This is a genomic window from Propionicimonas sp. (assembly GCF_047606205.1).
Lineage (GTDB): Bacteria > Actinomycetota > Actinomycetes > Propionibacteriales > Propionibacteriaceae > Propionicimonas.
Map to the genome: position 1 here is coordinate 1 of NZ_JASGES010000214.1, position 18,606 is coordinate 18,606.

At 71.3% G+C, this 18,606-nt stretch carries 21 protein-coding genes; 7 read left to right on the top strand and 14 right to left on the bottom strand.

Annotated elements, in window-relative coordinates; genetic code table 11:
- Positions 1 to 136: 136 nt before the first annotated feature.
- The 5 genes from QM633_RS13315 to dapA are packed head-to-tail and all read right to left on the bottom strand — an operon-like array spanning position 137 to position 4,432.
- Entirely contained in the window at positions 137 to 1,285 is a 1,149-nt protein-coding gene (locus QM633_RS13315) for an Mrp/NBP35 family ATP-binding protein (RefSeq protein ID WP_415154248.1), read from the bottom strand.
- A gap of 54 nt (positions 1,286 to 1,339) precedes the next feature.
- Entirely contained in the window at positions 1,340 to 1,837 is a 498-nt protein-coding gene (locus QM633_RS13320) for a DUF1003 domain-containing protein (RefSeq protein WP_415154249.1), read from the bottom strand.
- Positions 1,830 to 3,095 carry a magnesium transporter MgtE N-terminal domain-containing protein gene (locus QM633_RS13325; RefSeq protein ID WP_415154250.1) on the bottom strand — a complete coding sequence of 422 codons (1,266 nt, stop codon included), beginning with the start codon at positions 3,093 to 3,095 and terminating at the stop codon, positions 1,830 to 1,832. The genes QM633_RS13320 and QM633_RS13325 overlap by 8 nt, the downstream gene beginning before the upstream one ends.
- A gap of 46 nt (positions 3,096 to 3,141) precedes the next feature.
- Positions 3,142 to 3,525 carry a sec-independent translocase gene (locus tag QM633_RS13330; RefSeq protein ID WP_415154251.1) on the bottom strand — a complete coding sequence of 128 codons (384 nt, stop codon included), beginning with the start codon at positions 3,523 to 3,525 and terminating at the stop codon, positions 3,142 to 3,144.
- Positions 3,526 to 3,550: 25 nt separating this feature from the next.
- Positions 3,551 to 4,432, bottom strand: coding sequence for a 4-hydroxy-tetrahydrodipicolinate synthase (gene dapA / locus QM633_RS13335; protein WP_415154252.1), 882 nt, complete (start codon positions 4,430 to 4,432; stop codon positions 3,551 to 3,553).
- Between the two features lie 142 nt (positions 4,433 to 4,574).
- Here dapA and QM633_RS13340 point away from each other — a divergent pair, with 142 nt between their 5' ends.
- Positions 4,575 to 5,234, top strand: coding sequence for an O-methyltransferase (locus QM633_RS13340; protein ID WP_415154253.1), 660 nt, complete (start codon positions 4,575 to 4,577; stop codon positions 5,232 to 5,234).
- Here the strand turns inward: QM633_RS13340 and QM633_RS13345 are convergent.
- Complete coding sequence (locus QM633_RS13345; protein WP_415154254.1) at positions 5,224 to 6,504, bottom strand: MFS transporter; 1,281 nt, start codon at positions 6,502 to 6,504, stop codon at positions 5,224 to 5,226. The genes QM633_RS13340 and QM633_RS13345 overlap by 11 nt on opposite strands.
- Positions 6,505 to 6,576: 72 nt before the next feature.
- On the opposite strand from QM633_RS13345, the gene QM633_RS13350 reads away from it, so the two are divergent.
- The gene (locus QM633_RS13350) at positions 6,577 to 7,161 is read left to right on the top strand and encodes a winged helix-turn-helix domain-containing protein (RefSeq protein WP_415154255.1); all 585 of its coding nucleotides are present in this window, start codon (positions 6,577 to 6,579) and stop codon (positions 7,159 to 7,161) included.
- Between the two features lie 15 nt (positions 7,162 to 7,176).
- Here the strand turns inward: QM633_RS13350 and glgC are convergent, their stop codons facing one another.
- On the bottom strand, positions 7,177 to 8,403 hold the full coding sequence (gene glgC, locus QM633_RS13355; RefSeq protein WP_415154256.1) for a glucose-1-phosphate adenylyltransferase: 1,227 nt from the start codon (positions 8,401 to 8,403) through the stop codon (positions 7,177 to 7,179).
- Between the two features lie 122 nt (positions 8,404 to 8,525).
- Here glgC and glgA point away from each other — a divergent pair, with 122 nt between their 5' ends.
- Entirely contained in the window at positions 8,526 to 9,722 is a 1,197-nt protein-coding gene (gene glgA / locus QM633_RS13360; RefSeq protein WP_415154257.1) for a glycogen synthase, read from the top strand.
- A 64-nt stretch (positions 9,723 to 9,786) separates the two neighbouring features.
- On the opposite strand, the gene QM633_RS13365 is transcribed toward glgA, so the two are convergent.
- The 4 genes from QM633_RS13365 to QM633_RS13380 all read right to left on the bottom strand — a co-directional run bounded on the left by QM633_RS13365 (position 9,787) and on the right by QM633_RS13380 (position 12,222).
- Entirely contained in the window at positions 9,787 to 9,957 is a 171-nt protein-coding gene (locus QM633_RS13365) for a DUF3117 domain-containing protein (protein WP_300143940.1), read from the bottom strand.
- 76 nt (positions 9,958 to 10,033) lie between these two features.
- On the bottom strand, positions 10,034 to 10,291 hold the full coding sequence (locus QM633_RS13370; RefSeq protein ID WP_415154258.1) for a DivIVA domain-containing protein: 258 nt from the start codon (positions 10,289 to 10,291) through the stop codon (positions 10,034 to 10,036).
- 44 nt (positions 10,292 to 10,335) lie between these two features.
- Positions 10,336 to 11,025 carry a TIGR00730 family Rossman fold protein gene (locus tag QM633_RS13375; protein WP_415154277.1) on the bottom strand — a complete coding sequence of 230 codons (690 nt, stop codon included), beginning with the start codon at positions 11,023 to 11,025 and terminating at the stop codon, positions 10,336 to 10,338.
- Positions 11,026 to 11,154: 129 nt separating this feature from the next.
- On the bottom strand, positions 11,155 to 12,222 hold the full coding sequence (locus QM633_RS13380) for an aminotransferase class V-fold PLP-dependent enzyme (protein WP_415154259.1): 1,068 nt from the start codon (positions 12,220 to 12,222) through the stop codon (positions 11,155 to 11,157).
- A 70-nt stretch (positions 12,223 to 12,292) separates the two neighbouring features.
- On the opposite strand from QM633_RS13380, the gene QM633_RS13385 reads away from it, so the two are divergent.
- Positions 12,293 to 13,255, top strand: coding sequence for a LysR family transcriptional regulator (locus tag QM633_RS13385; protein ID WP_415154260.1), 963 nt, complete (start codon positions 12,293 to 12,295; stop codon positions 13,253 to 13,255).
- Here the strand turns inward: QM633_RS13385 and dapE are convergent.
- A complete protein-coding gene (dapE, locus tag QM633_RS13390; RefSeq protein WP_415154261.1) occupies positions 13,216 to 14,271 on the bottom strand; it encodes a succinyl-diaminopimelate desuccinylase in 1,056 nt (351 codons plus the stop codon). The genes QM633_RS13385 and dapE overlap by 40 nt on opposite strands.
- An 84-nt stretch (positions 14,272 to 14,355) precedes the next feature.
- Between dapE and dapD the strand changes: the two genes are divergently transcribed.
- Positions 14,356 to 15,279, top strand: coding sequence for a 2,3,4,5-tetrahydropyridine-2,6-dicarboxylate N-succinyltransferase (dapD, locus tag QM633_RS13395; protein ID WP_415154262.1), 924 nt, complete (start codon positions 14,356 to 14,358; stop codon positions 15,277 to 15,279).
- Positions 15,280 to 15,286: 7 nt separating this feature from the next.
- Positions 15,287 to 16,150: a hypothetical protein gene (locus QM633_RS13400; RefSeq protein ID WP_415154263.1), complete on the top strand. Its 864-nt coding sequence runs from the start codon at positions 15,287 to 15,289 to the stop codon at positions 16,148 to 16,150.
- 11 nt (positions 16,151 to 16,161) lie between these two features.
- Here the strand turns inward: QM633_RS13400 and dapC are convergent, their stop codons facing one another.
- Together dapC and fdxA are read right to left on the bottom strand one after the other, a co-directional pair.
- Entirely contained in the window at positions 16,162 to 17,268 is a 1,107-nt protein-coding gene (gene dapC / locus QM633_RS13405; RefSeq protein ID WP_415154264.1) for a succinyldiaminopimelate transaminase, read from the bottom strand.
- The gene (gene fdxA / locus QM633_RS13410; RefSeq protein ID WP_415154265.1) at positions 17,265 to 17,585 is read right to left on the bottom strand and encodes a ferredoxin; all 321 of its coding nucleotides are present in this window, start codon (positions 17,583 to 17,585) and stop codon (positions 17,265 to 17,267) included. The genes dapC and fdxA overlap by 4 nt, the downstream gene beginning before the upstream one ends.
- Positions 17,586 to 17,701: 116 nt before the next feature.
- On the opposite strand from fdxA, the gene QM633_RS13415 reads away from it, so the two are divergent.
- Complete coding sequence (locus QM633_RS13415) at positions 17,702 to 18,202, top strand: hypothetical protein (protein ID WP_415154266.1); 501 nt, start codon at positions 17,702 to 17,704, stop codon at positions 18,200 to 18,202.
- Positions 18,203 to 18,606: the final 404 nt, after the last annotated feature.

Sequence of the window (18,606 nt, forward strand, 5' to 3'; positions counted from 1 at the left end):
GAGGGTGGACCGAGTAAGGAACCGTCCCCGGTCGGTCCCGGGGCGTGAGGGTGGACCGAGTAAGGAACCGTCCCCGGTTGCCCCCGGGGCGTGAGGGTGGACCGAGTAAGGAACCGTCCCCGGTTGCCCCCGGGGCTCAGCCGACCGGGGTGACGCCCAGCTTGAAGCCGGCGAGGTTGCGCTTGCGGGTGGACAGTCGCTCGGCGAGGGCGCCCAGCGCGATCGCGGCAGGCCGCATCGGATCGGTCGCGATCAGCGGGACGCCGAGGTCACCGCTGGCGGACATCTTCGGGTCCATCGGCACCTCTGCCAGCAACGGCACCTCGTAGCCCAGCCGCGTGCTGAGCGTCCCGGCCACCTCGGCACCGCCGCCGCTGCCGAACACGTCGACGCGGTGGGTCTGGCCGCAGTGCGGGCACTCGGCGTCCAGGTAGGCCATGTTCTCGACCACGCCGAGCACCTTCTGCTCCAGCATCGATGCCATCGTGCCCGCGCGCTCGGCGACCTCCGCGGCCGCCTGCTGCGGGGTGGTGACGACGATCACCTCGGCGTTGGGCAGCTTCTGGCCCAGGGACAGCGCGACATCGCCGGTGCCCGGCGGCAGGTCGACGATCAGGAAGTCGAGGTCGCCCCAGTAGACGTCGGCGAGGAACTGCTGCAACGCCCGGTCGAGGATCGGGCCGCGCCAGGCGATCACCTGGTCGCGGCTCTCCTTCAGCATGCCGATCGAGATCACCCGCATCCCCATCGTCGGCACCGGCATGATCATGCCGTCCACCGAGGTCGGCATCGCGTCGACCAGGCCGAGCATCGGCGGGATCGAATGGCCGTAGATGTCCGCGTCCAGGACGCCGACGCTCCGGCCGCGGGCGGCCAGGGCGATCGCGAGGTTCACGGTCACCGAACTCTTGCCCACCCCGCCCTTGCCGGACGCGACGAGCAGCACCTGGGTGAGCGAGTCGGGCCGCGCGAACGGGATCTCGCGGTCGTCCCTTCCGCCGCGCAGCTGCTTCTTCAGCTCGGCGCGCTGTTCCTCGCTCATCGCACCCAGGCGAACCTGAACCCCGCTGATGCCCTCGATCGAGGACACCGCCTTCGTCACATCGGCCTCGATGGTGTTCGAGAGCGGGCAGCCGGCGATGGTCAGCAGGATGCCGACCGAGGCGGTGCCATCGGCATCCACCTCGACCGACTCGACCATGCCGAGATCGGTGATCGGACGCCGGATCTCCGGGTCGATGACGGTGCTGAGTGCCTGCTGGACGGCGTCGACGAGAACGGACATGTCCGCAACCCTAATCCGGGCAGCCGACTTGTCAGAATCCCGGCCACGCGGGCGTCAGGAGGAGCGGTCGGCGTCCTTCTCCTGGTCGCGCTCGGTCAGCTCCTCGAGCAGCTCGCGGAGCTCGGAGCGGATGAAGTCGCGGGTGGCCACGTCGTTCATCCGCATCCGCAGGGACGCGATCTCCCGGGCCAGGAAGTCCATGTCGGCCCGCGACTGCTCGGCCACCTCGCGGTCGTGCTCGAGGCTGACCCGGTCGCGGGCCTCCTGGCGGTTCTGGGCGAGCAGGATCAGCGGGGCGGCGTAGGACGCCTGCAGGGACAGCGCGAGGGTGAGGAAGAGGAACGGGAACGGGTCGGGAGGGTTCGGGACGAACACGTTCCACAGGATCCAGGCGATGATCGCGACAGTCATCCAGAGCAGGAAGTTGGCCGTCCCCATCCAGCGGGCGAACGACTCCGCGAAGGTCCCGAAGGTGTCCTGGTCCATCCGGACGCGAGGCAGCCACTCGTTGCGGCGGCGACCGGGAGTGTCGAGGCGTTCCTGCCTAGCCATCGCTCACCTCCGCGTCGAGCCGGTCCAGCTGCACCCCGCGCCAGTCGTTGGGCAGGATGTGGTCGAGAACGTCATCCACGGTGACCGCGCCGAGCAGCCGCCGGTCCGCGTCCACCACGGGCGCGCAGACGAGGTCGTAGGTCGCGAAGTAGCGACTCACCTGGGCGATGTTGCTCTGCGGCGTGAGCGGCGTGATGTCGGGGTCGATCAGCCCTGCCGCCAGCACCGACGGCGGCTCGCGCAGCAGCCGCTGGATGTGCACGGCGCCGAGGAACCGCCCGGTCGGGGTGTCGAGCGGAGGGCGGCAGACGAAGGCGAGCGCCGCCATCGCCGGGGTGATCTCCTGGCGCCGGACGGCGGCCAGCGCATCGGCAACGGTCGCGTCCACGTTCAGCACCACCGGCTCGGGGTTCATCAGGCCACCGGCGGTGGCGGCGTCGTAGGTCAGCAGCGTCCGGACGTCCTTGGCGTCCTCCGGCTCCATCTGCTCCAGGATCGTCTCGGCCAGGTCGGCGTCCAGTTCGGCGATCAGGTCGGCGGCGTCGTCGGGATCCATCTCCTCCAGCACGTCGGCGGCGCGCTCGGTGTCGAGGGAGGCGATCACGTCCACCTGCTCGTCCTCGGGGAGCTCTTCGAGCGCCTCGGCCAGCCGGTCGTCGTCCATCGCCTGGACGACGGCCGCGCGCAGCATCGGGTCCATGTCGTGCAGTTCCCTTGCCACGTCGGCAGGCTTCAGCTCGGACAGCCGCATCACCTGCTGCTCCGCGTCCCGCGGGGCCGGGGCCTCGATGAAGTCGGGAACCTCCGACCAGTCCACGATCGTGACGTGGCCGCGCTGGAAGGGCCGCCGGCCGGCCTCGCGGAGCGCGACCTCGTCCAGCACCCAGTCCCGTGACCGGTTGTGCTTGATGGCGACGTCGAAGATGGTCTCGGGCCGGCTCGCGCCGACCCGGGTGATCGTGCGGTCGAACAGGTCGTCGACCACCAGCATCTCCCGCTCGCGCTGCGAGAAGCGCACCGTGTTGACCAGCCCGGAGATGATCACCTGGTTGGCGTCGATCGACTTCACCCGCTCGATCGGGAAGAAGATCCTTCGCATCGCGAACAGTTCGACCACAAGGCCCTTCACGCGGGGCGGTCGCTTGCCCGAGCGGTTCTGGACGACCACGTCGCGGACCTTGCCCACCTGCTCGCCGTTGGGGTCGAGCATGGGCAGTCCCTTGATCCTCGACACGAAGATCGACGAAGCCGCAGTCACGCCCGCAGGCTATCCCCTCCCGGCGCAACTACCCCAACAGGTGGGCTCAGGTCGCCTCGGTGTCGAAGCGGACCGGAACCGGCTCCGGCTCCGGGTCGGGCAGGTAGGAGGGTCGGGCATCGACCGCAGCCTTCACCGGCTCCAGTTCCGCCTTGAGGGGCGCGAGCTCGGCCTTGACCGGCTCCAGTTCTGCCTGCATGGGATCGAGCAGGTGCTTGGTGACCATCGCGCGCGGGTTGGTCAGCTCGAGATCGGCGAACTCGGGGCCGAGTTCTTCGCGCAGGCGACCCTGCGCGTCATTGGCGATGTTGCGAAGGTAGTTCAGGACGCGGGCGGTCTTGCGGGCGAGCTCGGGCAGCTTCTCCGGGCCGAAGATCACCACAGCCAACACGGCCAAGACCAGGATCTCGGACATGTTGAAGTCGATCATGGGCGCAAGGGTAGCTCTTGACGGGTCACAGACCCGCGGCGGTGAGAATCCGGGTGAAGGTCGCGGCCTGCTCGGGCGTCGCGTCCAGCAGCGGCTTGCGGACCGGGCCCGGTTCGAAGCCTCGGCCGGCGAGGCCCGCCTTCACCAGCATGCAGCCCTGGGTCGCGAAGACGCCGAGGTACACCGGCAGCAGGGCGGCGTTCAGGGCCGTGGCCCGCGCGACGTCCCCGGCGAGGAAGGCATCGATCATCTCGCGGGTGCGCCGGCCGGTGAAGTGGGTGGAGGTCCCGACCACGCCGACGCCGCCCACGGCCATCAGCGGGAGCGTCATCGCGTCGTCACCGGCGTAGAACGCGAGGCCGGTGGCGGCGATCACGCGGGCGGAGTCGACCGGCCTGCCCTTGGCGTCCTTCACCGCGACGATCCGGGGATGGGCGGCGACCCGGATCAGCGTCTCGGTCTCCACCGGGACGCCGGTGCGGTGCGGGATGTCGTAGATGACGACCGGCAGCGGGGTCGCGTCCGCGACGGTGAGGAAGTGGTCGGCGATGGCGTCCTGCGGCGGCCGGCTGTAGTACGGCGTGACGACCAGCAGCCCGTCGACGCCGGCCTGTTCGGCCTGGCGGGCGAGCTCGATCGTGTGGTGGGTGTCGAAGGTGCCGACGCCGGCGACGATCTTCGCGCGGTCCCCGACCTCCGCCAGCACCGCCTCGAGGACGGCGAGCTTCTCCGCGTCGCTCGTCGTCGGGGACTCGCCGGTGGTGCCGTTGACGACCAGAGCGTCGTTGCCCTGGTCGTCGACGAGATGGGCGGCCAGGCGCCTGGCCTCGGCGATGTTCACCGAGCCGTCCGCCAGGAACGGCGTGACCATGGCAGTGAGGACCCGACCGAAAGGCTGCGCTGTCATGGGGGCAAGCCTAAGCCCGGATCCACCGGGCTCAGTGCTGCGGACCGCCCGGACGCCCCGCTCGTCCCCGTGCCGCGTGGCCGAGGGCGGCGATCCGGTGCGCTCTCCCCGTCGGCGCGCGTGTGGCCGTAGGCTGGCACCCGTGAATCCCGCACCGAAGAGTTCCGCTCGCCCGGTCTCCGCTTCGACCACGCTCGCCTACGTGGAGGCGTTCGTCGCCGAACCGGAGGGGGCGGCGTCCGCCCGACGGCGCGCGGAAGACCTCGGGGTCGAGAGCGTCAGCAGCGGGGTCGCGGCCACCCTCACCGTGCTGGCCCGGCTCCTGAACGCACGCGCGGTCGCAGAGATCGGCACCGGCACCGGCGTCTCGGCGCTGGCGCTGCTCGCCGGCATGGCCGCCGACGGCGTCCTGACCAGCATCGACGCCGAGGCCGAGCACCAGCTGGCCGCCCGGGAGGTGCTGACCGGGGTGGGCATCCCCACCCGGCGCGTGCGGCTGATCGCCGGCCAGGCCCTCAACGTGCTGCCGAAGCTCACCGACGGCGCCTACGACCTGGTCCTGATCGACGGCGATCCGCTCGAGTACGTGGAGTACGTCGCGCAGGCCGAGCGCCTGCTCCGCCCGGGCGGGGTGGTCGTGCTCCACCACGCGCTCTGGAAGGGCCTCGTCGCCGACGAGAGCGTCGACGACGACGAGCCGCTGATCGTCCGCGAGGCGCTCACCTCCGTCCTGGAGAACGAGGCATTCACCCCCGCCCTGCTGCCGGTGGGCGACGGCCTGCTGGTCGCGGTCAGGAACTGAGTTCGGCCTCGGCCCTCCGGATGGTCTGCGGACGCACCTGCACGGCCAGGACGGCCCAGGCGGCCAGCGACACCACGACCGCGCCGACGAACGTCGCAGCGAGCCCGTAGGCCTCGGCGACCACGCCGCCGGCGAGCGCGCCCAGCGGCATCAGCCCGAGCCCGAGCGTCCGGCTCGCTCCGCCGACCCGGCCGAGCAGGTGGCCCGGCACGAGCCGCTGCCGCCACGACTGCGCGATCACATTGCCGACGGTGTTCGTCACCCCGACCGCCGCGAGCGCGGCGGTGACCGCCCATGGATTGGGCCACAGCACCGGGACCAGCAGCATCCCGATGCTGAGCACCAGCGCGCTGTTGACCGCGGGTAGCTCGCCGAGCCACCGCTGCGCGCGTTCGGCCAGGAAGGAGCCGAACACGGCACCGGCAGCGAAGCCGAGCATGATCAACGGGTACTGCGCCTCGGTCAGCCCGATCGCGGAGCCAGGACCGACCGCCCAGAGCACGAACACGGCGAAGTAGGCGGTGAACGCGACGTTCATCACGCTGCCGGAGATCACCAGCGGTCGCATCACCGGGTGGCCGAACAGGAACCGCAGCCCTTCGCGCACCTCGGCGAGGGCGTTCGGGCGCCGGAGGTCCGCACGGTCAGGCGCCGTGCGGAAGTCACCGCGCATCCCGACCGCGAGCACCAGGGCGGCCAGGGCAGCCAGGGCAGCCGCCGCGCCGAACCCGATGCCCGCCCCGAGCACGACCAGTCCACCGGCGAGCGGTGCGCCGAGGAAGTTGTTGGCCACCTGCTGCACCCCGATCACCCGGCCGTTCGCAGCAGCAAGGCGCTCGGCCGGCACGAGGTCGGGGACGATCGAGGTGGCCCCGAGGTCGGCGAACACCTCGGTGGCCCCGTAGGCGAGCACCAGGAGAACCAGCCAGGCCATGGTCAGTCCGCCCGTGGCGCCGAGGACCGCTCCCCCGGCCAGGACGACGGCCCGGACGCCAAGCGCGAGCACCTGGACCCGGCGCCGGTCCACCCGATCGATCACCACCCCCGCTGCGAGTCCGAGCACCAGCCACGGCAGCCAGGTCGCCGCGGACAGCAGCGAGATCTGGGTCGGCGATCCGGTCAGCGACAGCGCGGCCAGCGGGGCCAGCGTGCCCAGGATCCCGTCGCCGAGATTGGCCAGCCCCGTGGACGCCAGTTGGGCGCCGAACGACCGGCCGAGGCCGGGCGCCCGATCCGGGGTGGACACCCCGCCGCGAACTGCTGCGGACATGTCGTCCCCTCTCGTATGCTTGATCCGCAGAGAAATCTCTGCAAAGACTTCTATGCAAAGGTATCTCTGCATATGGCGGATGGCAAGACCGGGGAGCAGGCTCCCCGTTCGGTGACCCCGGAGGCGCTGAAGGCGTTCGCCCACCCGCTGCGGATGGCGCTGTACAGCGAGCTGCAGCGGCGTGGCGCCGCGACGGCGAGCCAGCTCGGCCGCACGCTCGAGGAGAGCAGCGGGCAGACCAGCTACCACCTACGCCAGCTCGAACGGCACGGCTTCGTCGAGGACGATCCCGGCCACACCGGCGGGCGCGAGCGCTGGTGGCGTCCGGTCGGCTTCACGCTCTCCGACCCCGACCTGCAGGATCCGGACACCAGCGAGATGACCGAGCTGATGGTCAGGCAGGCGATCGCCGAAAGGGCTGCGACGCTGACGTCCTGGCTGGATCACCTGGCGCCCGTGGACGGCGAGCCGGGGCTGCTCAGCGCGGCGACGCTCCCACTCACCGACTCCGAGGCGGAGACGCTGATCGCAGAACTCTCGGAGCTGCTGCAGCGGCGCTCCGCAGAGGCCAAGCACCGCACCCCGCCGATCGGCGCACGGCGGTTCAGGGTGCACCTCGACGTGTTCCCGCTCTCTGCGGGACCCGCGGAGGCGTGATCCGCGGGTCCGCTCTCACCAGTTCCCGGGAACCTTCTCGTTCTTGGCGACGACAGTGATCCCGTTCTCCACATGGAAGCCCCGGGAGCGGTCGTGCTCGGAGTTGACGCCGATCTCGACGCCGTCGGGAACGACCACGTTCTTGTCGAGGATCGCCCGGCGGATGACGGCGTTGCGCCCGATCCGGCAGCCGGAGAAGATCACCGACTCCTCGATCTTGGCCCACTTGTCGACCATGACGTTGGGAGAGAGCACAGAGCGGTCCACGTCGCCGCCGGAGATGATGCACCCGGAGGAGACGATCGAGTCCTCCGCCGTTCCGCGCAGGGTGAATTTCGCGCCGGGCAACTGCGCCTGCGACGTCCAGATCGGCCACTTGCGGTTGTAGAGGTTGAAGTCGGGCTCGACCGAGACCAGGTCCATGTGCGCGGCGTGGTAGGCCTCGATGGTGCCCACGTCACGCCAGTAGTTGCGGTCCTTCTCCGTCGACCCGGGGACGTTGTTCGCGGTGAAGTCGTACACCTGCGCGGTCCCCGCCGCGACGAAGTCCGGGATGATGTTGCCGCCCATGTCGTGGCGGGAGTCGGCGGTCGCCGCGTCGTCGTTGAGCGCCTCGACGAAGGCCTTCCGGGTGAACACGTAGTTGCCCATCGAGGCGAACGACTCCTCCGGGCTGTCGGGCAGGCCGGGCGGGTCCTTCGGCTTCTCGAGGAAGGCGTTGATCTTGCCGTCCGTGGCCGCGTCGATGATGCCGAAGGCGCTCGCTTCGCTGCGGGGGACGCGGATGCCGGCGACGGTCGCGTCCATGCCGGAGGCGATGTGCGCGTTCACCATGGCCTCGACGTTCATCCGGTAGATGTTGTCCGCGCCGAAGACCACCACATAGTCGGGATCCTCGTCGTTGATCAGGTTCATCGACTGGAAGATCGCGTCGGCGCTGCCCTGGTACCACTGCTTGCCGGTGCGCTGCTGGGCGGGGACCGAGGTGACGTAGCTCCCCAACAGGTTCGACATCCGCCAGGTCAGCGAGATGTGCCGGTCCAGGGAGTGCGATTTGTACTGGGTGAGCACGCAGATCTTCGTGAGATCGGAGTTCGCGAGGTTCGACAGGACGAAATCGATCAGGCGATACGTCCCGCCGAAGGGAACCGCAGGCTTGGCCCGGTCAGCGGTGAGCGGCATCAGCCGCTTTCCCTCGCCACCCGCCAGGACGATGGACAGGACGTTCGGCCCACTTGTCATGGCACTGAACCTAGGCCGTCGGCAGGGTCGCCACAAGGAAACACTCGAAATGTCGGACGCGAGCCCGAACCGATCCGGCCAACCCCTCCTCCGCGGCGCATCCGGTGTGACACGATCGCCCCATGGCCCTACGAGTCTCCATCCTCACCAGGGAGTACCCTCCCCACATCTACGGCGGCGCGGGCGTCCATGTCGGACAGCTCGTGCCCCAGTTGCGCACCTTCGCCGACCACGTCGAGGTCCAGTGCATGGGTGAACCGCGCGAGGGCGCGACGGCCCACCCGGAGGACTTCCCGCCCGGAGCCAACGCCGCTCTCCGGGTGCTCGGCGCCGACGTGTCGATGGCCAACGCCATCGGCGACGTCGACGTGATCCACTCCCACACCTGGTACGCCAACTTCGCCGGCCTGATCGGCTCGAAGTTCCGCGACGTGCCCCACGTGGTCACCTCGCACTCGCTCGAGCCGCACCGGCCCTGGAAGGCGGAGCAGCTCGGCGGCGGCTACCGGGTGTCGTCGTGGGCGGAGAAGACCGCCTTCGAGGATGCGGCGGCCGTGATCTCGGTCAGCGAGGGGATGCGCAGGGACGTGCTGGAGTCCTACACCGCCCTCGACCCCGACCGCGTGTACGTGGTGAAGAACGGGATCGACCCCGAGGAGTTCAGGCCGGATCCCGGCACCGACGTCGTCGACGGACTCGGCGTGGACCGCGACCGGCCGCTGGTGGTGTTCGTCGGACGGATCACGCGGCAGAAGGGCCTGGTCCACCTCGTCCGCGCCGCGCAGCAACTCGACCCCGACACCCAGCTGCTGCTGCTCGCCGGCGCGCCCGACACCCCCGAGATCGCCGCGGAGTTCGACACCGCCTTCGCGGAGTTGAACCGGGTGCGGTCCGGCAGCGTGACCTGGGTTCAGGAGATGCTGCCCAGGGCCTCGGTGCGACAGGTCCTCACCCACGCCACGGTGTTCGCCTGCCCGTCGGTCTATGAGCCGCTCGGCATCGTCAACCTGGAGGCGATGGCCTGCGAGACGGCGGTCGTCGCGTCCGCCGTGGGGGGGATCCCCGAGGTCGTCGTCGACGGGCAGACCGGGACGCTGGTGCCCTACGACCCGCGGCAGGCCGGCGACCCGGCCTACGTCGCGGCGTTCGAGGAGGGGTTCGCCGCGGCGATCAACGAGATCACGCGCGATCCCGCCCTCGCCGAGCGCTACGGCCGAGCCGGCCGGCAGCGGTGCATCGACGAGTTCTCCTGGGAGAAGATCGCACGGGAGACCATCGCCGTCTACGAGAAGGCGATCGCCTTCCACCACTCGCGCTGAACCCGGTCCAGACGACGAATGCGGGCCCCGGAAATGACCGGGGCCCGCATTCGTCTGCTCCGTTTCAGGCGACGACGACGCCCTCCAGCGCGGCCTTCAACTCGGCCGCCTCGGTGGCGTTCATCTCGATGACGAGCCGGCCGCCGCCCTCAGCGGGGATGCGCATGGCGATCACGCGACCCTCCTTGGCCACCTCGATCGGCCCGTCGCCGGTCCGCGGTTTCATCGCTGCCATCGCATACCTCAATTTCTGGCTGGTTGTGGATCCAACTCCCCCATTATTCCATCCCCCGCCGGCCGGCGGGGCCCGCTCAGGCCTCCGGGCGCTGATCGGTGTCGAGCTGGCGGGCCAGCAGCTCGAGCAGCTCGTCGACCTGCTGCATCGAGTAGCCGCGGGTGACCACGCCGAAGCGCAGGCCTCTCAGCTCGTCGCCGGTGAGCTCCCCGGCGGGGATGTGCGGCCGGGGCGTGTCGGTCACGGTGGAGGGCATCTCGCCCAGCTGCCCGCTCGCGGCCACCGCCGCCATGCCGAGGATCGCGACGGCGATCATCCACAGGACCCACTCCATGCCCGGCACTCTACCCAGCCGGGACGGGACCGGGCACCAACGGCCTACATCTGCGGCGTCGGCTCGGGCGGTCCTGAGGGACCGGGACTGGTGACGAGCGCGACGGCCTCGTCGGGGTCGTCAGCCAGCTGGAACAGGTCGAGGTCACCGCTGCCCACGTAGCCGTCGGTGAGGACGCGGTCCTGCAGCCAGGCGAGCAGCGGTGTCCAGAACGCCGATCCGAACAGAACGATCGGGAACGAGGTGACCTTCCGGGTCTGCACGAGGGTGACGGCCTCGAACACCTCGTCCAGCGTCCCCAGGCCGCCCGGCATCACCACGAACCCCTGCGAATACTTCAGGAACATCACCTTCCGGGCGAAGAAGTAGCGGAAGTTGATCCCGAGCGAGACGTACCTGTTCAGGGACTCCTCGAAGGGCAGCTCGATGCCCAGTCCCACGGAGACCCCGCCGGCCTCGAGCGCGCCCTTGTTGGCCGCCTCCATGATGCCGGGTCCGCCGCCGGTGATCGTCGCGAAACCGGCCCGCGCCAGCCCTGCGCCGACACGGACGGCCGCGTCGTACATCGGGTCCTTCTTCGAGGTCCGGGCCGACCCGAAGACTCCGATGCCGGGGCCGAGTTCGGCCAGCGTCCCGAACCCCTCCACGAACTCCGCCTGGATCCGCAGCACCCGCCACGGGTCGGAGTGCACCCATTCGCTGTCGCCCTTGTTGGCGAGCAGCCGTTCGTCCATCGTCGTCGGCTGGACCTGGTCGTGGCGCCGGATCACCGGGCCCTGGGTACGGACGCTCTTGCTCACGGACAGCCATTATCCGGCACGACGGCGCCGGGTGCGACGGCCCCCGGGTGCGTCGTGGCGGGTTCAGGCCAGCGCCGCCGCCACCGCCGCCACGTCGTCCGCGGTGTTCCAGACATGGAAGGCCAGGCGCAGTCGTCCGGCCCGTCCCGAGGCCCGGATCCCCACCGTGGCCAGGCGGGCGAGCCTGCTGCCGTCGGGATCGGGCAGCGTGACGATCGCCCTGCGCTGCTCCGGGACGCCGAGGACGCGGCAGGCCATGGCCCCCAGGGAGGAGGCGTGCTGCCAGATCGCGGGGACGTCGGCAGCGGCGAACAACCCGATCGACACCTCGGCGCCGACGAACGCCTGCCAGGCGGGTGAGACGTCGAACCGCCGGGCATCCGCAGCGAGGTCCATCCGGGTGCCGTAGATGCTGTCCCACGGGTCCCGCCCCGCGTACCACCCCGCGGCCACGGGACGCAGCCGCGCCGCGAAGCCCGGGGAGAGGGTCAGGAAGGCGACCCCGCGCGGCGCGCACAGCCACTTGTAGGCGTGGCAGACGGTCGCGTCGAAGCGGCCCGCCTCCACCGGGAGCACGCCCGCCGCCTGGGTGAGGTCGACCAGCGTCGCCGCTCCGCACGCCCGCGCCGCCGCGGCAACGGCGTCCGCGTCGGCCACCTCGCCCGTTGCCGACTGCACCAGCGAGAAGGCGACCAGCGCGGTGCGCCTCGTCACCGCGCCGGCGAGCTCGGCCAGGGGAGCCTCCCGTACCCGGAGCCGGCCGGAGGCGAGAAAGGGGTGGACGATCGAGGTGAAGTCCCCGGCGGCGACGAGGACCTCTGAGCCCTCGGGCAGGGAGGCGGCGATGGTGGCCACCAGCGCTGAGGTCTGGGAACCGATCGCGACCCGTTCGGCGGCCACGGCGGCGACTGCGGCGTAGCTCGCCCTGGTGCGCGCGACCACGCCGTCGTACCCACCGGGGTCCGCCAGGCCGCCGCGCCACAGCTCCAGGTCGGCCTGCAGGGCCGCCACCGCCCGACGCGGCGCCACTCCACAGGTCGCCGCCGCCAGGTAGCCGGGCCGGACGTCGAACTCGCCGGCCAGCCCGGGCACGGTCAGCGGCATCGACGAGTCGGTCAGCAGCGCGGTCATGAGCCAAGCCTGCTCCGGGACTCTCGATCACACCAGAGCATGTTTTCTGTTCTACTCATAAGCTGATCGCATGGATTCCCCGCGGCTCGACCTGCACACCGTCCGGATCGTCCGTGCGATCGCCGACCACGGCTCGATCACCGCGGCCGCGGAAGCCCTGGGCTACAGCCAGCCCGCACTCAGCCAGCACCTGCGCAGGGCGGAGGCCAGACTGGGTGCGCCGCTCGTGCTCAGGGTGGGCCGCGGCGTCCGCCTCAGCGAGCCCGGGCGCGTCGTCGCCCGGCACTCCGCCACCGTCCTGGCCGCCCTGGCCGCCGCGGAGGACGAGTTGACCCACCTGGTCGACGCCACCGCGGGCACGGTGCGGGTCGCGGCGTTCCCGAGCGCGTCGTCCACGATCGTCCCCACCCTGATCGCCCGCCTCGCCGGCAGCCATCCCTGCGTCCGGGTCGCCTACACCGAGGCCGAACCGCCCGAGGCGCTCCCGATGCTCGCCGACGGCAGCATCGACATCGCCATCACGTTCAGCTATCCCGGCGACGCCGCCGACCCCCACGCCGACCTGGCCGGCGCGTCCGTCGTGCCCCTCTTCGACGACCCCGTGGCGGTCATCCTCCCGGCGGAACACCGGCTGGCCCACGCCGGCACCGTCCGCCTCTCAGACCTCGCCGAGGATGCCTGGATCGCCGGCTGCCCGCTGTGCCGCGGGCACCTGCTCGCGGCGTGCGGCGCCCTCGGCATGACGCCGCGGATCGCGCACGCCACCGACAACTCGGTGGCCGTGCTCGGGCTCGTCGCGGCCGGCGTCGGCGTCGCGCTGCAGCCGAGACTCGCGCTCGAACCGCTCGAACTGCCGGCGGGGACGAGCGCCCACGACGTGCTGCCGCCCAGCGACCGGAGTGTCCGGGCCGTCACCGTCCGCGGCGCGACGGCCGTTCCCACGGTCGGCGCGGTGCTGGCGACGTTGTGCGAGCTGACCGCGCCGCGGCGACCTCAGGACAGCCAGCGCAGCAGGGCGTCCCGGCAGGTATAGAGGTCGGCGACCGGACAGCACTCGTCGTCGGCGTGGGCCCTGCCCGGGTCGGCGGGCCCGAAGTTGACCGCGGGGACGCCGCGGGCGCCGAACCGGGCGACATCCGTCCACCCGAACTTCGGCCGCGGCAGGCCGCCCACCGCGGCCAGGAACTCTCGCGCGATCGGACGATCGAGTCCGGGACGCGCCGCCGGCGCGACGTCGACGAACTCCAGGTCGTAGCCCTCGAACAGCTTCCGGCAGTGCTCCCTGGCGTCCGCCTCGTCGCGGTCGGGGGCGAACCGGAAGTTCACCGTCAGCACGCAGGTGTCCGGGATGACGTTGGTGGCGATGCCGCCGGTGATTGCGACCGCGTTCATGCCCTCGCGATAGGTCAGCCCCTCCACCTCGACCTCGCGGGGCTCGTAGGCCTGCAGGAGCGAGAGCGGGCCGGCGGCGTCGTGGATCGCGTTGTGGCCGAGCCACGAGCGGGCCGAGTGCGCGGCGCGTCCGCGCGTGGTGACGGTGAAACGCAGCGTGCCCTGGCAGCCGCCCTCGACGCCGGCCGAGGTCGGCTCCATCAGGACGGCGAAGTCGCCGTCGAGCCACTCGGGGTGCTCGCGGGCGATCCGGGTGAGCGCGTTGTCCGCGGCAGCCACCTCCTCGTGATCGTAGAAGATCCAGGTGACGTCACGATTCGGTGCCCTCAGCGCGGCGGCGCAGGCCAGTGCCACCGCCACGCCGCCCTTCATGTCGGCGGTACCGCGACCGTGGACGATGTCGCCGGCCAACCTGGACGGCAGGTTGCCTGCCACCGGGACGGTGTCGAGGTGTCCGGCGATCACGACCCGCTGGTCGCGGCCGAGCGCGGTGCGGGCGATCACCGTGTCGCCGTCCCTGACCACGTCCAGGTGCGGGAGTTCGCGCAACGCAGCGTCGACGAGATCGGCGAGCTGCCGCTCGTTCCCGCTGACCGACTCGACGTCCACGACCTGCCGGAACAGGGTCACGAGGTCACCGGTCAGGTCCAGACGCATGCCCGAAGTCTAGGAGACTGCTGAACAGTCGTGCCCCGGCCGCGCGCCGCCTCGGCATTCGGGTCGCCCGGTAGGCTGGCCGCCATGACCCGACCCGCCCACGGCTGGGGCCTGGTGACCGTCCACGACTCCGGCCAGGTCCTCGACGCCTGGTTCCCCGCGCCCGCCCTCGGGGAGGCCGTCGACCGGGAGCCGCCCAAGCCGCTCGTGGCCGCGGCGCAGGACGACGACGAGCGCAGGGTGCACTCCGAGCCACGGCTGGTCGAGATCGACCTGGACACGCCGCCGGCAGACACTCCGGACGGGTACCTGCGCCTCCACCTGCTGAGCGGCCGCCTCTGCGCGCCGCGGACGATCGACCTCACCGGCTTGTTCGGCGTCCTGCCCAATGTCGTGTGGACCAACTTCGGACCGTGCGCGGTGGAGGACTTCGAGGAGGTCCGGCTCGACCTGCTGTCCTCCCGCGGACGCGTCGCCGTGCTCGGCGTCGACAAGTTCCCGAGGATGACCGACTACGTGGTCCCCACCGGCGTGCGGATCGCCGACGCGGACCGCGTCCGCCTGGGTGCCCACCTCGCGGCCGGCACGACGGTGATGCACGAGGGCTTCGTGAACTTCAACGCCGGCACCCTCGGCACGTCGATGGTGGAGGGCCGGATCTCCGCCGGCGTCATCGTGGGCGACGGATCGGACATCGGCGGCGGCGCGTCGATCATGGGGACGCTGTCCGGCGGCGGCCAGGAGCAGATCACGGTCGGCCGCAGATGCCTGCTCGGCGCGGAGTCCGGCATCGGGATCTCGCTGGGCGACGACTGCGTGGTGGAGGCCGGGTTGTACGTGACCGCGGGCACGAAGGTCACCCTTCCCGACGGGTCCGTGGCCAAGGCTGTCCAGCTCAGCGGGCACAGCGGGCTGATGTTCCTGCGCAACTCCGTCACCGGAGCGGTCGAGGCGCGGTCGCGCACCGGCTCCGGCGTGGAGTTGAACTCCGCGCTCCACGACAACTGAGGTTCGCGTGAAAGCGGCCAGGGCAGCACTCTGGGCGGTCCTCGGAATCGTCGTCGTGCTCGCGCTGGTGGCGGGCGGCGTCGCCCTGTGGGCCGGCTACAACAAGTCGCCGCTGCCGATCGCGGACCGCTGCACGGCCACCGCGGGCGACCACACGACGACCGTCGACCCCGAGCAGGCGCGCTACGCCGCCATCATCGCCGGGATGTCGATCAAGCGGGACCTGGTGCCGCGCGCGGCGTCGATCGCCCTGGCAACGGCCTACCAGGAGTCCGGCATCCGCAACCTCGACTACGGCCACGCCGACTCGCTCGGCCTGTTCCAGCAGCGGCCGTCGAAGGGCTGGGGCACGGAGGAACAGATCATGGACCCGTGGTACTCGACCCGCTCCTTCTACCGCGAGATGGAGAAGGTCAAGGGCTGGCGGACCAAGGACATCAATGACGTCGCGCAGGCCGTCCAGCGCAGCGCCTACCCCGAGGCGTATCGCCGCCACGAGCAGAACGCACGCACGCTGGCCAGCTCGCTGACCGGGGAGACGCCCGCCTCCTTCACCTGCGTGGTCGCCCAGCGCCGAGCGGCCGACCCCGGGGGCATGGACGACTTCCTGGTCAAGACCCTCGGCGCCGCGAACGTCACGATCTCCGGAAAGGACGACCGGCTCACCGTCACCGCAGGCTCCCCCATCCGGGCCTGGGCGGTCGCGCACCTGGCGATCGCCAGCACGTCCGTCTACGGGCTGTCGGGGGTGACCCTCGGCCCGTACAGCTGGGCGCACTCGACGTCGGGCCTCGCCGAGTGGGTGGGTAACGGGCCGACCGACACCGCGTCCGAGGTGGTGCTGGTCTTCGACGGCGCCAAGCCCCGCTGAGCCTGCGGAGGTCAGGCCGAGGCGTACAGGCGGGCCGCCGCTGCCGCGATCCGCTCGTCGGTGGCGGTGAGGGCCACCCGGACGAAGCGGCGGGCCTCGGGTCCGTAGAAGTCGCCCGGGGCGACCAGGATGCCGAGTCCGGCGAGGTGGTCGACACTGTCGCGACAGTCCTCCTCACGCGTGCACCACAGGTAGAGCGATCCCTCGGAGTGCTCGATCCGGTAGCCGGCCGCCACCAGGGCGGGGCGGAGCAGCTCGCGGCGGCGAAGGTACCGGGCGCGCTGCTCCTCCACGTGTGTCTGGTCATTCAGCAGAGCGACCATCGCCGCCTGGACGGGCGTGGGCAGCATCAGCCCGGCGTGCTTGCGGGCCTCGAGCAACGAACTCACGATGGCCGGGTCGCCCGCGACGAACCCGGCGCGGTAGCCGGCGGCGTTCGACCGCTTCGACAACGAGTGGACGGCAAGCAGTCCCTCGAGCGAGCCGCCGTTCACGACGGGGTCCAGCACCGACACCGGCTCGGCGTCCCAGCCGAACTCGCCATAGCACTCGTCCGAGGCGAGCACGGCGCCCACCTCGCGGCTCGCCTCCACCCACTCGCGCAGCTCCGCCGCACCCAGGATCGCACCGTGCGGATTCGCCGGGGAGTTGATCCAGACCAGGCCGGGCCGCAGGTTGAACAGCCAGGACGGGTCGTCGCACGGGAGCGCGGCCGCCCCGGCGATCAGCGACCCCACGGCGTAGGTCGGGTAGGCCGTCTCCGGGATCACCACCCCTTGGCCCGGCCCGACGCCGAGCAGTGTCGGCAGCAGCGCCACGAACTCCTTGGTACCGACGAGCGGCAGGACGCCCTCGTCGCTCAGGCCGGACACCCCCCAGCGACGGCGCAGGTAGCCGAGGATCGCCGCCCGCAACTCCGGAGTCCCCCACGTCGTGGGGTAGCCGGGCGCATCCGAGGCGTCGGCGAGCGCACGTCGGGCGAGGTCGGGTGTGGGGTCGACCGGTGTCCCCACCGACAGGTCGACGATCCCGTCCGGGTGGGCCGAGGCCACCGCCCGCGCGTCGGCGATGGTGTCCCAGGGGAAGTCGGGCAGCCGGCCCGCCAGCCTGCGGGTCACTCGCCCTGCGGCGGGAGTGCGGCGACGGTCGGATGGTCGGAGTCGATCGGCCCCAGCTTCGCCGCGCCACCGGGCGAGCCCACCTCGTCGAAGAAGTGGACGTTGATGTCGTAGTACTCGGCCTGGTCGGCGGGAACGTCGTCCTCGTAGAAGATCGCCTCGGTCGGGCAGACCGGCTCGCAGGCGCCACAGTCGACGCACTCGTCGGGGTGGATGTAGAGCATCCGGTTGCCCTCGTAGATGCAGTCGACCGGACACTCCTCGACGCACGCGAGGTCCTTGACGTCCACGCACGGGAGGGTGATCACGTAGGTCATTGCTGGGCTCCTGGTTCGAGACGGGCCAAACTCACCAGCACTCTACAACTGACAACGGGAGATGATGGGGCGTGGCCCACCCGCGTCCCGAACCCCGCCCTGTTCCGGGCAGCCGCGTGAGCGTGCGCCGGGTCCGCCCGGACGGGGCGCCCGGCGACCTGGTCGGCTTCGTGCTGGCCGGTGACGCCGAGGGGCTGCGCCTGCGGGACCGTCGCGGGAGGAACCATCAACTCGCCTGGTCGCACGTGCAGGTCTGGCGCACAGTGGGCGTCGCCCGCGGTCGCGACCCGGTGCGCACCCCGCTCGCAGAGCTGGACCGGCTCGCCGGGAGCGCCGGCACGGGCGGACGGACGTTCGTGGCGCGGCTCTCGGACCTGCTCGACCTGCTGGACCCGGTGCCGCTGCAGGAGTGGGCGGACCCTCCGCCTGCGCCCGCGCGGCTGGAGGGCGAGTGGGTCAGCACGGTCTGGAGCCCGGAGCTCATCGCGGTGCTGTGGTGGGCCACCCACCACGACGCTCGCAGCGTCCAGGTCCGCACCGGGGACGACGGGATCGCCGCCCGGCTTCTCGCGCTGGGCTTCCACGAGCGCACCCGTGACGCCGAGATCAGCCGGTGACGCCGAGAGCGGCGGCGCAGGACATGGCCCTGTGCCCCACGGTGTGGCCGCTGCAGATCGCCCGATCCGGCGCGCCGCAGCCGGGACATGACTGTTCAGCGGTCCCCTAGATCACCAAGGCCGGGAACACTCACGCCCGCCGGCTGCTCGTCGAGGCCGCCTGGCACCACAAACCGTCCCACCGGCCCGGCAACACCATGCTCCGGCGCTGGAACAACGCCCCCGGCCTGTCGCCGCGAAAGCACACCAGGCCAACAAACGGCTCCACCACGGCTCCACCAACGCTGGCTCGACTTCGACGCCCGCCACAAACGACCCGTGATCGCCAACGTCGCAATCGCCCGCGAACTCGCCGGCTGGTGCCACACCCTGACCACCATGGAGTAGCCCGGGGTCCGCGATCG